A 12826-nucleotide genomic window follows, 5' to 3' on the forward strand; every position below is an offset into this window, starting at 1 on the left:
ACGGGTGAACGGCATACTGAAGGCGGAGTTCGACCTCTACGCATCACAGGGTGGCCTGAGGGAGACCACCGGAAAGATACGGGAGAACATCAGGGTATACAACAACCTGAGACCGCACGCGAGCTGTGACTACCTCACCCCTGAACAGGCACACATGAGATCAGGTGCGCTCAGAAAGAGATGGAAACCGAAAAAATATCCAATAGTGAAAAAAGAGTTTGTATAGTACATATAGTATTACCAAATTTGCCTGTATAATCAATTCAGAATTAAACCAATAATCTGTATAGCTATATAAGGACAAGACAGGTTGGGTTCGAGCTTAAACTAAGGTGAAAGTAATGTGAAAGTATGCTTTTAGTATGTAAGGCATGGGATTTGGTGCTATAATCATGGTTTAAGTATGTTTTAAGGACGATTTTAATAGAAAAGATGGTGTTTTACATAGCAAACTCTCTTCATTGCGAGGAGGTACGAGGAAGCAATCTTTGGACTACACTCAGCATTTCATGCGGGAAGATTGCTTCGTTCCTCGCAATGACGCGGCGCCACTCATCCCACCACTCATCCCTCCACTCATCCTCCCCCCTCCCCCAATCCCCTCCTAACATTTTTTTTAAAAATGGTAAAAGAAAGGCTACTTTTGTCTTAATAAATTAAATTATGGCAAAAGAGCAGATTTCTATTTTTGATATGTTTAAGATTGGGATTGGTCCTTCCAGTTCCCACACCTTAGGACCTTGGCGTGCTGCACAACGATTTGTGGAAGTGTTAAAAGAAAAAGCTGCACTCGACCGTGTTCAAACGGTGAATATCTTGCTCTTTGGATCACTTGCCAAAACGGGTGTTGGCCATGGTACCGATATTGCGGTATTATTAGGCTTAAGTGGCGATGATCCTGTCACATTCGATGTGCATGACGTGGTTCCCAAGGTGGACCGTATCAAAGCCAACAAAAAATTAACCTTGGGTGCTGAAAAGGAAATTGAATTCGACTACGATACCAATTTACTATTCCTTTTCGACCAAAGTTTACCGTTCCATCCAAATGCGGTCACTTTCCAGGCTTTCCTAAGCGATGGTTCCGCCATCAGCGAAACCTATTACTCTATCGGAGGAGGTTTTGTTGTTCAGGAAAATGATACGGAAGGGGTATTGACAGAATTGGATCTGCCATTCCCCATCGATACCGCACAGGAATTGATGGTTGCCTGCATGCGTACCGGACTTAAAATTTCGGAACTGGTGCTGGAGAACGAGTGCTCCTGGCGCTCAGAACAGGAAACCAAGCAAGGAGTGATGCAGATCTTCCATACCATTAAGGAATGTATCTATAAAGGCTGCCATACCGATGGTGTACTCCCAGGAGGATTGCACGTGGAACGTCGGGCATCCAAATTGAACAAACGTATGCTGAAAGGGCGTACTTACCATGATTATGATACCTGGCTGGAAGCAATCCGTGCCGGTGGACGTGATTTTGGTTATATATTAGATTGTGTAAGCTGTTTTGCCTTGGCGGTAAATGAGGAGAATGCTTCCTTTGGCCGTGTGGTAACAGCACCTACAAACGGTGCAGCAGGGGTTATTCCTGCCGTACTGCAATATTATCTGGCATTTCATGATGCCTATAAGGAAGAGAAGATCATTCAATTCATCGCAACAGCTTCTGAGATCGGTTCTATCTTCAAAAAAGGAGCGACGATTTCTGCGGCTATGGGCGGTTGCCAAGCTGAGATCGGTGTTTCCTCCGCGATGGCGGCGGGCGCATTGACCGAGTGCTTGGGAGGATCCCAACGCCAGGTCTTGATGGCAGCAGAGATAGCCATGGAGCATCATTTAGGACTGACCTGCGACCCTATTGGTGGTCTGGTTCAGATTCCATGTATTGAGCGGAATACCATGGGCGCGATCAAGGCCATTACAGCAGCCCAATTGGCGCTTCAATCCAATCCGGACAAAGCCAAAGTGAGTTTGGATGCGGTAGTGAGCACCATGTGGGAGACCGCATTGGATATGAACGCCAAATATAAAGAAACGGCTGATGGTGGATTGGCCATCAAAGTGCCATTGAGTTTACCAGAATGTTAATCCTTTAAATTTTTCCATGATTAGGTATTGTGCGTTAGCTTCAGGGAGTAATGGAAACAGCTATTATATAGCGAAAGGGAATACGGCTATTCTGGTGGATGTGGGCATCAACAATAAGCATCTGCATCTGCGGATGGCTAGTCTGGGAATTAACCCTGCCAGCATCGATGCCATTTTTATTACCCATGAACATACGGACCACATCTGCGGATTGGCCGTGTTTGCCAAAAGGTACCAGATACCGGTTTATCTGACCGTAGGGACCTATGAATCCTCCCGAATTCAATTACCGGAGTATCTCTTGCATTTTATCAAAGCCGATTCCATTGTAAATGTTGGTGACTTATCCGTTTATGGCATTCCTAAATACCATGACGCAAAGGAACCCTGCAGTTTCATGGTTACTGATGGAGAAATCAATATTTCGGTATTGACCGATATCGGAAGGATCTGTGTAAATGTGATGAAGGCGATCGAGATTTCCGATGTGCTGTTCCTGGAATCCAACTTCGATGAGGATATGTTGCAGAATGGAAGATATCCCTATTACCTAAAGAATAGGATCCGAGGAGGAGAGGGCCATCTTTCCAACAGGATTTCGATGGATGCCTTTTTGGCCCATCGTTCTTCCCGGATGAAACACCTGATCCTTGGCCACCTCTCCGGCGAGAACAATAGGGTAGAACTGGTGGAAGAATTATTTGCTCCTCATTGTGTAGAGATGATACTGTCGGTGGCGAAACGAACCGAACCCAGTGCTTTGTTCCAAATCGCTAGACCAGTGGAAACGGAAATAAGCTATACATCGATTACCTATCAATCCATTCAGATTGAAGGCTATTCCGATTAATTGAAATAAAAATAATAAAAGCCCTTTTCCTGAGCAGGATAAGGGCTTTTTTGTGGATGTATTTAACGATTGCTAACTTAGTGCTGGATCAAATTTTTGATGGCACTTACAGGGATGGCTTCTTTGATGACCATTTGGAGGTTTTTCTGCTCCGCCTGGTTGTAATAAAATGATCGGGTTAGGGAGACAATTCCGGCAATATTTCCTTTATTGTCGAAAATTGGCCCACCGCTTGACCCAGCAGCATAATCTGCCGTGGTCTCCATTTTTCTGCTCATGATACCGGCATTGCTTTCCGTCATGCAGGCAACTCTACCAGAGGTATAATAGTAGAAATAATCTCTTGGATGGGAAATGACAAACACGTCTGAACCTGCCTTCAAATCAGTTCCAATCGGATTGGCGGCAATCTTCTTTCCGTTCAGGTTGGCTTTAAGGATATCGATATCGGCCTCCTTGCTATAGCTCAATACAGAATCTATCCGGTATTAGTTTCCGGCATAATCGGCCAACATCAGGTGGATGGTAGAACTAAACCTAGAATCTTAATTCCTTAAAACCTTATTATTATGAAAAATACTTTTAATAATATTTTATATATCTTCCTGTCCATTGCATTATTTACAGGATGTAGTAAAGATTTAGGAAACTATGATTACCAGGATTTGAATAAAATCGATTCGGTAACAATTGCTACGGGTCGTCCATTAGCTTCAACCACATTTTCATTATCTATGGGAGAAACGTTGGAGATTAAGCCCACACTCTATAGCTCAATGTAATCAGATGACAATGATTACACATTTGCTTGGGTAATAAATGGAGATACAGTAAGTCATGAAAAAAACCTTGTTTTTAATACACAAGGGGTTAATCCTGGAGTTCTTCGTTCAAACTTTTATGTTTTCGATAAATCCACGAATACAAAAAACAACTATCATTTTGTTATAAATTTAGCGGCAAGTATAACTCGAGGTTATTATCTACTGGCAGAAGATGAAAATAGAAATGCGCACTTATTTTTAAAGGGAAATGAGCGGACAAGTAAATTTTACCACGATAACAATTATGGAGAATATACTTTTGGGAAAAACCCTTTAAGTGTCGAACTCTACCATTATGCAACTTCAGCGTCAAATGGTCAATTTACGACGATTACTGTTGCAACTGAAGAAGGAGAGAATCCGATAATAAGAGCAGGTAGCAGAACCAATTTGCCAATCCTACTTTTCAATCGTCAAACATCTATGATTTTTGATCCCGTTGCGGGTGGTTTCCAACCTAGCCGAGTTAAAATAAATCAAAATCAAGGTACTACTAGTATTGGAAAAAAGATTAGAGCTATCGCTAATGGTGTTGTGAGTACCGATGTATATAATGATCCTTTAAATTATGATTTTGGAAAAGGGGATTATTACGTGAATGAAGGAACTTTCAAAGGACTGTTTTTAGTAGGTTATGATTATAGGAATGAAAAATTAAGAGTATTCGCAAGTAAATATGGAGCTGCAGAAAACACCTATCAAACAACATTAGATCATTTGATTCAGGAAGATTTTAAAGGTCATGAAGTATTAGGTGGAGTCGAAGATTATATTACCTGGGTAAACAGCTTTGTTTTAACTAAAAATGGCGATGACGTTGCGCTTCACCGGTTTGATTTTAGTCAATCATCTGTAAATGGATATTTGCCAAATAAACATATCGTTGTTGCTAGGAAGAAAATGCCGGAAATGATGAACCAAATAGGTATACGTTATAGAAATGGAGCAGGTTTCTGGTATTTTGCAAGCGGTCGTAAATTGTACAGGTTTTCTAATAGTGGATTTGATGTTCAAGAAGTATTGACCCTGCCAAATGACGGAACAGGAGATATTACTGCATGGAATTTTGATTACAGCCCTGCTGGTCAATTCAAATATATCATTGTTGCTACCTACAATCCTAGTTCTACCAAAGAATTCAAGGGTTCAGTTTATACCTATGCAATCAACGGAACAACGCCATTGAACGTGGAAACAGAAGTAACGCACAAAGTTGTTGATTTGAAAGCTGGTTATTTACCATATTAAACAACCTCAAAGTTGAAATTGAAAAAAGGCCATCAGATAATATTTCTGATGGCCTTTTTATTTTCAGGGCTGCCTAAATAATCCTTCCTCTAAACAATCTCCATCTGAAACAATTCCGCGATATGCTTCCTTAACTTCCCTTTCACCTCTTCCATATCCAATTTCCGCCCCAACTCCCTTTCCATAGAAGTTACATCCTTATCATCGATTCCGCAAGGAATGATATTTCCAAAATATTCCAGATCAGCATTCACATTAAAAGCAAAACCATGCATGGTTACCCAACGTGATGCCCGAACACCCATCGCACAGATCTTACGCGCCTTTTCATTATCCGCATCCAGCCAAACACCGGTATACCCCGGATATCGACCAGCCGCAATACCATAATCCGCCAAAGTAAGAATGATCGCCTCCTCCAAGGTCCTTAAATACAAATGTATATCCGTAAAGAAATTATCCAGATCCAAGATCGGATAACCCACAATCTGCCCAGGACCATGATAGGTAATATCACCACCTCTGTTAATTTTATAGAAAGTAGCGTTTTTCTCCTTCAATCCAGCCTCATCCAAAAGAAGGTACTCCTCATGCCCACTTTTACCCAAGGTATACACATGTGGATGTTCAGTAAAAACCAAAAAATTAGGCGTAGGATCGTTGGTATTATTGACCCTATTATTATGTTTTATGGCGAGGGTTTCAGCAAATATCGCTTCTTGTTTATCCCAAGCTGCCTGATAATCCTGTAGCCCCCAATCCAAATATTTTACTTCTTTGTTTTGCATTTTAAATAAGGCAAATTAATAAAGTAGATTAACATCAAATTTAATAAAGCAAGTTATTATAAGGATATCGAGCATTATGCATTTTCACGATCACCTCATAAAGCTTATCCTTCAATTCTTCCACATTGATCTTATCGGTAGCCGAAATAAAAATAGCCGGATCCGCATTTTTTGCCATCCAAGAATTCCGGAAATCATCCAACGTGATCTTGATTTCTTCACCATCCTCATCCGTTTCGATCGCTGGTTTATAGGCATCGATCTTATTGAAAACCGTAATGATCGGCTTATCTACAGCACCTATATCCTTCAATGTCTCGTTTACCGCAATAAGTTGATCCTCAAAATAGGGATGGGAAATATCCACCACGTGGATCAATACATCGGCTTCACGAACCTCATCCAAGGTAGATTTGAAACACTCCACCAAATGGTGAGGAAGTTTACGGATAAATCCTACCGTATCAGATAATAAGAAAGGTAGATTGTCGATCACGACTTTACGCACCGTGGTATCCAAGGTTGCAAAAAGCTTATTCTCGATCAATACTTCCGATTTGGAAATCATGTTCATGATGGTAGATTTACCTACGTTGGTATATCCAACCAATGCCACCCGGATCATTTCTCCACGGTTCTTCCGTTGGGTCTCATTCTGTCTATCGATCTGCTTCAAACGATCCTTCAACAAAGAGATTTTGTTCAAGATCATCCGTCTATCACTCTCGATCTGGGATTCACCCGGACCACGCATACCAATACCACCACGCTGACGCTCCAAGTGGGTCCACATTCGGGTCAAGCGAGGTAATAGGTATTGCAATTGCGCCAGTTCCACCTGGGTCTTTGCCTGTGCAGTTTGTGCATGTTTGGCGAAGATATCCAGGATCAGGTTGGAGCGGTCCAATACTTTGATCTCAAAATATTTTTCGATGTTTCTCAATTGCGAAGGGGAAAGCTCATCGTCGAATACGACCATGTCGATCTCTTCCGCTTTGATATATTCCTTGATCTCATCCAATTTACCACTACCTACAAAAGTAGCACGGTCTGGATAGGCCAATTTCTGGGTGAAGATCCCTTTGGTGATTCCACCAGCGGTGCTCACCAAAAATTCTAGTTCTTCGAGGTATTCTTTTGCCGTTTCGTCGGAAACATCCGGCGTGATCACACTGACCAATACCGCAGTTTCCGGCTTATGGGCCGTTTCATATATTTTCGTTCTTGCCATTTAGTTTTTTTATAAGGAACAAGTTTACAAAGGTAAAGTTTTTAGGAGATTTTGTCCCAAGAAATACTTGGCTGCCCTTTTTGGATATAATTCAGCAATAAGCGGTTTTCCGGTGCCCCCAATTCAGGATCCTCCTGGAACAGCTGGATGACGGATTGCCGAGCTTCCGTCAGGATAGCCTGATCCTTTGCCAGATCTGCAATTTTCATGTCCAGCACACCGGACTGCTGTGTTCCGGAGATATCTCCAGGTCCCCGCAATTGCAGGTCAACCTCCGCGATCTCAAAACCGTCATTGGTCCGCACCATCGTCTCTAGGCGGGTCCGACCTTCCTTGCTCAATTTGTCGCCCGACATGAGGATACAGAACGATTGCTCCGCGCCACGGCCAACCCGGCCTCGTAACTGGTGAAGTTGGGAGAGCCCGAATCGTTCCGAATTCTCAATCACCATCACGGAAGCATTGGGCACATTGACCCCTACCTCAATCACCGTGGTGGCCACCATGATCTGGGTTTCGCCTTTAATAAAGCGTTGCATTTCAAAGTCCTTGTCCTTCACGGGCATCTTGCCATGGACGATGCTGATGCGGTAATCCGGAAGCGGAAATTCCCGCATCAGACCCTCCAATCCTGCTTCCAGGTATAAAAGGTCTAATTTTTCACTTTCCTTGATCAAGGGATAAACAATATATACCTGCCTTCCTTTAGCAATCTCTTCCCGCATAAATCCAAACACCCTCAGCCGTTGGTTCTCAAAGAAATGTACGGTTTTGATAGGTTTTCTTCCTGCCGGCAATTCATCGATAATGGAAATATCCAAGTCGCCATACATGGTCATAGCCAATGTACGAGGAATCGGAGTGGCGGTCATGACCAGCATATGGGGCGGAATGATATTCTTACGCCATAATTTGGCCCGTTGTTCTACGCCGAAGCGGTGTTGCTCATCGATCACCACAAATCCAATGTTCTTGAACTTCACCTTATCCTCAATCAGGGCATGGGTACCGATCAGGATATCCAAGGTGCCATCTTCCAATTCCTGGTGGATGATCCTTCGGGCTTTTGTTGGGGTAGATCCGGTCAATAGTCGAACCTTACAGATGTCTTCGCCCAATAGGGAGGTTATTCCATGGTAATGTTGAGTAGCCAGGATTTCGGTAGGAGCCATCATACAGGCCTGGAAACCATTGTCTATAGCCAATAGCATGCTCATCAAGGCCACAACGGTTTTTCCTGAACCCACATCCCCCTGAACCAATCGGTTCATCTGCGCGCCGGTATTACAATCCAACCTGATTTCCTTAACAACCCTTTTCTGCGCGTTGGTCAATGGGAAAGGCAGTCTTTCGGTGAAGAATCTATTGAATTTTTCCCCAACCTGATCGAACCGATGGCCTTTATATTTCTGGGTGTTTAACTGTTTGTTCCTTAATAGTTTTAACTGAATGAAGAACAGTTCCTCAAACTTCAACCTACGGATAGCTAGTTTCAGGATCTGCTCGTTCTGCGGAAAATGGATGCCCAATAAAGCCTGTTGAAAAGAAATCAACTGGTGTTTTTCCATCAGGTAAGCGGGAAGGGTTTCAGCCACACCTTTTAAAACCGTCATCAAAGCCGTTTCCTGGAGTTTCTGAATTCCACGGCTATCCAGGTTGGCCTTTTTCAGCTTTTCCGTGGAGGAGTAAACGGGTTGCATCGTCTGGTTACCGATCTTTTTCGCCTGCTGTTGATAGAGCTCCATTTCGGGGTGGGTCATGGAGATATTTCCATTGAATTCGCTCGGTTTTCCGTAGATAATATAAGCGGACCCCACCTGCAACGTTTTTTTTAGCCAGGTAAGGCTTTGGAACCAAACCAGTTCCATCATACCAGTTTCATCCCGGAATTGGCCCACCAATCGGCGTCCTCTTTTTTCGCCTACTTCCTGCAGGCTAATCAAACGGCCAAGCACCTGCGCGCCGATCATATCGGCATGGAGCTCCCGAACCTTATGGAATTTTGTCCGGTCGATGTATCGGAAGGGGTAACATTGCAGGAGATCGCCAATACTGAAGACCATCAACTCCTTTTTGAGAAGGTCGGCCTTTTGAGGGCCTACACCTTTCAGGTATTCAATAGGAGTTATTAACGATAGTTCAGCCATGGGATTAATCCCGTGCTTTCCATGCAATGACGGAGATTTCTACATTCACTTCTTTGGGAAGTGTTTTTACCGCTACGCATTCCCTGGCCGGTTGGTTGTCCTTGAAATATTGCGCATACACTTCGTTTACCGTTGCAAAGTAATCCATAGAACTTAAGAAAATGGATGTTTTTACGACATCTTCAAAATCATAACCTGCATTTTTCAGGATGGCACCAACATTTTTCAATACCTGGTGTGCTTCATCTTCTACACCTGTCGTGATCAGTTCCATGCTTTCTGGAATCAATGGAATCTGTCCGGAAACATATAAAGTATTATCCGCTTTGATCGCTTGGTTATATGGTCCAATGGCTGCGGGTGCTTTCTCTGTATTTAATATCTCTTTTTTAGACATGATAGGCAGTATTATCGTAGTTGAATTTATGTTATTGTTTCTTTAATACCGACTAATATACGATTAGCCCATTGGATTTTCAACATTTGCATACATTAACTAACTTGCAGGATGAAACAGAAATTAGCTTTGGTCAATGGGACCATCTATAATGGATATGAAATCCGTGAGGATGCAGTTTTACTGATCAATCAAGATAGGATTACAGGGATTGTTGGTAAAGAGGCTGTTCCTGAAGGATATCAGGTGGTGGATGTGCAAGGCGCGAATATCTGCCCGGGATTGATCGACCTGCAATTGTATGGAACTGGAGAGGATCTTTTCTCCGCTGAACTGACTGCCGAATCTTTGGAAAAAATTAACCTCAACCTGCTTAAACAGGGTTGTACTGCTTACATGATGACCCTGGCCACCAATACCTTGGAGGTGTTTAAAGAGGCTATAGCCGTTTTTCGGCAAACAAAACCTTCCGCAGCCCTTGGCTTGCATTTGGAAGGACCGTTTCTAAATGAAGCAAAAAGGGGGGCTCATCCTGCCGAACTGATCATGGAAGCGACCTTGCCTATTTTGGAAGACCTTCTGGAAGGCAACGACGATGTGGTTAAAATGATGACCATTGCGCCAGAGAAAATCAAACAGGAATGTGTGGATTACCTAAATAAGAAAGGCTTATTGCTGTCGGCAGGTCATAGTACAGCCACTTTTGAAGAGGCTACGCAAGCCTTTGATCATGGGGTGAAAACAGCTACCCACCTTTGGAATGCGATGTCGCCGCTGCAGCACCGGGAAGTTGGACTGCCAGGCGCTGTTTTTAATCATCCAAAAGCCTATTCCTCTATCATTGTAGATGGTATACATGTGAATTATGAAGCCGTGAAAATTAGTAAACAGGCAATGGGTGAGCGATTGTTTCTGATCACGGATGCTGTGGCCACTTGTCATAAAGGGATATATCAGCATGTACTGAATGGGGATCATTTCGTGCTGCCGGATGGAACATTGTCTGGATCGGCATTGACTCAATTGCAATCTGTACAGAACTGTGTGCAAAATGTAGGAATTCCGTTGGATGAAAGTATCCGAATGGCAACGTTGTACCCCGCCCGTTTGATCGAAAGATCGGATATCGGAAATCTGGAAGAAGGATCAATGGCGAATGTACTGGTTTTTGATGCTGATTTTCAGGTTCAACAGGTCATTTTTGAAGGTGAAACGTTTCTTTAATCTATAACGAATAAGTTACAATTTGATTCCAAGGTAATAAAAACCGTAGTTTTGCGTGTTAAGATATGTTTATGAAGATGAGATTTTTGCAATTATGCGTGTTTGCTGTTGCCTTGATGCTAGTAGTTTCCTGTGGATCTAAAAACAGGCAGGCAAAGGCTAATGAGCAGCCAAAAGCGGAGGTAGCGCAGGGTACCCAGGTTGAAAACCAACCTAAAAAGGCGGAAGAAGTAAAGGAAGTGAAGAAGGGAGCTGTTGTTGAAAAGCCAGCTAAAGTGGTTAAGAAAGAGGAACCTTTTAAAGAATTCCGTACCGATCTGCCAAAGGCACCACGCGAGTTTCGTGCTGCTTGGGTAGCAACCGTAGCCAATATCAACTGGCCAAGTAAAAACAACCTTTCTACAGCACAGCAAAAACAGGAGGCAATTGCCTTATTGGATTTGTTGAAGAAGAATAATTTTAATGCGGTGATCTTTCAGGTGCGCCCATCTGCAGATGCCTTATACCATTCTAAATTCGAACCATGGTCTTATTTCTTGACCGGTACCACTGGAAAGGCACCTTCGCCTTATTACGATCCTTTGGAATTTTGGGTGGATGAAGCGCATAAGCGTGGATTGGAACTGCATGTTTGGTTGAATCCTTACCGTGCGCATCATTCGAATGGTGGTCAAGTAACCAGCGAATCCATGGTTCGTAAGGCAGCTGATCACGTTGTAAGATTGCGAAATGGCATGTACTGGTTCGATCCGGCAAATCAAAAAACCCAGGATCACTCTTCGGAGGTGGTAATGGATATCGTAAAACGTTATGATATCGATGGGGTTCATTTTGATGATTATTTCTACCCATATGCTTCCTATAATGGAGGAGCTGATTTTCCGGATGATGCCTCTTGGAATGCGTACAGAAAATCAGGTGGTAATTTGAGCCGTGGCGATTGGAGACGTGATAATGTCAATAAATTCATCAAAAGAATCTATACCCAGATCAAAGCAGAAAAACCATTTGTTAAGTTTGGATTGAGCCCTTTTGGAATCTGGAAACCAGGTTACCCGGCTGGTGTTACGGGATCCTCACAGTATGATGAGTTGTATGCAGATGCGAAATTATGGTTGAACGAAGGTTGGATCGATTATTTTACACCTCAATTGTATTGGCCAATCGACCCGCCAAAACAGAGTTTTACTTCTTTGTTGAAATGGTGGGAGTCGGAAAACAAGCATAATCGCCATTTATGGCCGGGATTGAATACGGTGGAAGTTCGTTCTTCCAACAAAATCGAGGAGATCAAGCGTCAGATCGAAGTGACCAGGGATGTTACGCCGAACAGTACCGGTGCGGTGCACTGGAGCATTGCCGGATTGACAAAAAATCCATTGATGTTGAAAGCGCTTTATGAAGGACCTTATCGTGCTCCTGCCTTAGTGCCGGCCTCTCCTTGGCTTTCAGCCAACCCGATCTTGAAACCTACCTTGATGTTGACCAAACAGACCAGCAGTGTATTTGCTAAATGGTTGCACAAACAGCCTGAGCAGGTGTTCAAATGGGTAGCTTATGCAAGGTATGGAAATACTTGGGAGATGGAAATTTTGGATGCGCCGCAGACAGAGTATAGTTTCCCGAAAACCAAAAACGGTCAAAAATTGAATGCGGTAGCTATTAAAGGTATTGATCGTTTAGGAAATGAAGGGGATTATATGGCAGAGGAGATTACCGAATAAATTTGCAATAATTTAAGTATATAGAGTTAATTTAACTTTAGTAAAGATAAAAAAAGAGGCTGTATCTATTTTAGGTACAGCCTCTTTTTGTTGAATATGTAAGGTGTTTGGGCTCTTGGTCCAAGTGAGGTGTAAGTGAGTTGCAAGTGAGGTGTAAGTGCCTTCACTTACTTACATATTACTTAAAGGATGCTTCCAACGCGCCGAAATAAAGGACCTCTCTTGTGCCAAGTCTATCCCTGATAAACACTATTGTATTATGGTACTGCTTTTATTTCATTTAATAACCTTTTCCATCACCA

The 12826-nt window shown here is 42.9% G+C and carries 12 protein-coding genes; 7 read left to right on the forward strand and 5 right to left on the reverse strand.

Annotation, left to right across the window (positions count from 1 at the left end):
* The 3 genes from VJ786_RS11425 to VJ786_RS11435 form a co-directional block, all read left to right on the forward strand.
* Positions 1–226, forward strand: a 226-nt coding sequence (locus VJ786_RS11425; RefSeq protein ID WP_336557743.1) for an integrase core domain-containing protein, incomplete at its 5' end; no start/stop codon positions are given.
* A 437-nt stretch (positions 227–663) separates the two neighbouring features.
* Complete coding sequence (locus VJ786_RS11430; RefSeq protein WP_099367625.1) at positions 664–2091, forward strand: L-serine ammonia-lyase; 1428 nt, start codon at positions 664–666, stop codon at positions 2089–2091.
* A gap of 16 nt (positions 2092–2107) precedes the next feature.
* On the forward strand, positions 2108–2941 hold the full coding sequence (locus tag VJ786_RS11435) for an MBL fold metallo-hydrolase (RefSeq protein ID WP_245153259.1): 834 nt from the start codon (positions 2108–2110) through the stop codon (positions 2939–2941).
* Between the two features lie 77 nt (positions 2942–3018).
* Here the strand turns inward: VJ786_RS11435 and VJ786_RS11440 are convergent, their stop codons facing one another.
* Positions 3019–3411, reverse strand: a complete 393-nt coding sequence (locus tag VJ786_RS11440) for a S1 family peptidase (RefSeq protein ID WP_336557744.1) — start codon at positions 3409–3411, stop codon at positions 3019–3021.
* A gap of 99 nt (positions 3412–3510) precedes the next feature.
* Here VJ786_RS11440 and VJ786_RS11445 point away from each other — a divergent pair, with 99 nt between their 5' ends.
* Together VJ786_RS11445 and VJ786_RS11450 are read left to right on the forward strand one after the other, a co-directional pair.
* Positions 3511–3723, forward strand: a complete 213-nt coding sequence (locus VJ786_RS11445; RefSeq protein ID WP_099367623.1) for a hypothetical protein — start codon at positions 3511–3513, stop codon at positions 3721–3723.
* A gap of 465 nt (positions 3724–4188) precedes the next feature.
* Complete coding sequence (locus VJ786_RS11450) at positions 4189–5013, forward strand: hypothetical protein (protein WP_099367622.1); 825 nt, start codon at positions 4189–4191, stop codon at positions 5011–5013.
* An 89-nt stretch (positions 5014–5102) separates the two neighbouring features.
* Here the strand turns inward: VJ786_RS11450 and lipB are convergent, their stop codons facing one another.
* Genes lipB through VJ786_RS11470 form a run of 4 tightly spaced genes read right to left on the reverse strand, consistent with a single transcriptional unit; the run spans position 5103 to position 9576 of the window.
* Positions 5103–5801, reverse strand: a complete 699-nt coding sequence (gene lipB / locus VJ786_RS11455; protein ID WP_336557745.1) for a lipoyl(octanoyl) transferase LipB — start codon at positions 5799–5801, stop codon at positions 5103–5105.
* Between the two features lie 40 nt (positions 5802–5841).
* Positions 5842–7032, reverse strand: coding sequence for a GTPase HflX (gene hflX / locus VJ786_RS11460; protein WP_336557746.1), 1191 nt, complete (start codon positions 7030–7032; stop codon positions 5842–5844).
* A gap of 41 nt (positions 7033–7073) precedes the next feature.
* Complete coding sequence (gene recG, locus VJ786_RS11465; protein WP_336557747.1) at positions 7074–9179, reverse strand: ATP-dependent DNA helicase RecG; 2106 nt, start codon at positions 9177–9179, stop codon at positions 7074–7076.
* A gap of 4 nt (positions 9180–9183) precedes the next feature.
* The gene (locus VJ786_RS11470) at positions 9184–9576 is read right to left on the reverse strand and encodes a RidA family protein (protein ID WP_336557748.1); all 393 of its coding nucleotides are present in this window, start codon (positions 9574–9576) and stop codon (positions 9184–9186) included.
* 111 nt (positions 9577–9687) lie between these two features.
* On the opposite strand from VJ786_RS11470, the gene nagA reads away from it, so the two are divergent.
* Complete coding sequence (nagA, locus tag VJ786_RS11475) at positions 9688–10800, forward strand: N-acetylglucosamine-6-phosphate deacetylase (RefSeq protein WP_336557749.1); 1113 nt, start codon at positions 9688–9690, stop codon at positions 10798–10800.
* A 71-nt stretch (positions 10801–10871) separates the two neighbouring features.
* Positions 10872–12524, forward strand: coding sequence for a glycoside hydrolase family 10-like protein (locus tag VJ786_RS11480; RefSeq protein ID WP_336557750.1), 1653 nt, complete (start codon positions 10872–10874; stop codon positions 12522–12524).
* Positions 12525–12826: the final 302 nt, after the last annotated feature.

The organism is Sphingobacterium tenebrionis (genome assembly GCF_037126265.1).
In the GTDB taxonomy this organism is placed as follows: Bacteria; Bacteroidota; Bacteroidia; order Sphingobacteriales; family Sphingobacteriaceae; genus Sphingobacterium; species Sphingobacterium tenebrionis.

What these genes read in the sequence shown, in the direction of transcription:
- VJ786_RS11430 (WP_099367625.1), top strand. Translation starts at nt 664, where the DNA reads ATGGCAAAAGAGCAGATTTCTATTTTTGATATGTTTAAGATTGGGATT.
- VJ786_RS11435 (WP_245153259.1), top strand. Translation starts at nt 2,108, where the DNA reads ATGATTAGGTATTGTGCGTTAGCTTCAGGGAGTAATGGAAACAGCTAT.
- VJ786_RS11445 (WP_099367623.1), top strand. Translation starts at nt 3,511, where the DNA reads ATGAAAAATACTTTTAATAATATTTTATATATCTTCCTGTCCATTGCA.
- VJ786_RS11450 (WP_099367622.1), top strand. Translation starts at nt 4,189, where the DNA reads ATGATTTTTGATCCCGTTGCGGGTGGTTTCCAACCTAGCCGAGTTAAA.
- lipB (WP_336557745.1), bottom strand. Translation starts at nt 5,801, where the DNA reads ATGCAAAACAAAGAAGTAAAATATTTGGATTGGGGGCTACAGGATTAT.
- hflX (WP_336557746.1), bottom strand. Translation starts at nt 7,032, where the DNA reads ATGGCAAGAACGAAAATATATGAAACGGCCCATAAGCCGGAAACTGCG.
- recG (WP_336557747.1), bottom strand. Translation starts at nt 9,179, where the DNA reads ATGGCTGAACTATCGTTAATAACTCCTATTGAATACCTGAAAGGTGTA.
- VJ786_RS11470 (WP_336557748.1), bottom strand. Translation starts at nt 9,576, where the DNA reads ATGTCTAAAAAAGAGATATTAAATACAGAGAAAGCACCCGCAGCCATT.
- nagA (WP_336557749.1), top strand. Translation starts at nt 9,688, where the DNA reads ATGAAACAGAAATTAGCTTTGGTCAATGGGACCATCTATAATGGATAT.
- VJ786_RS11480 (WP_336557750.1), top strand. Translation starts at nt 10,872, where the DNA reads ATGAAGATGAGATTTTTGCAATTATGCGTGTTTGCTGTTGCCTTGATG.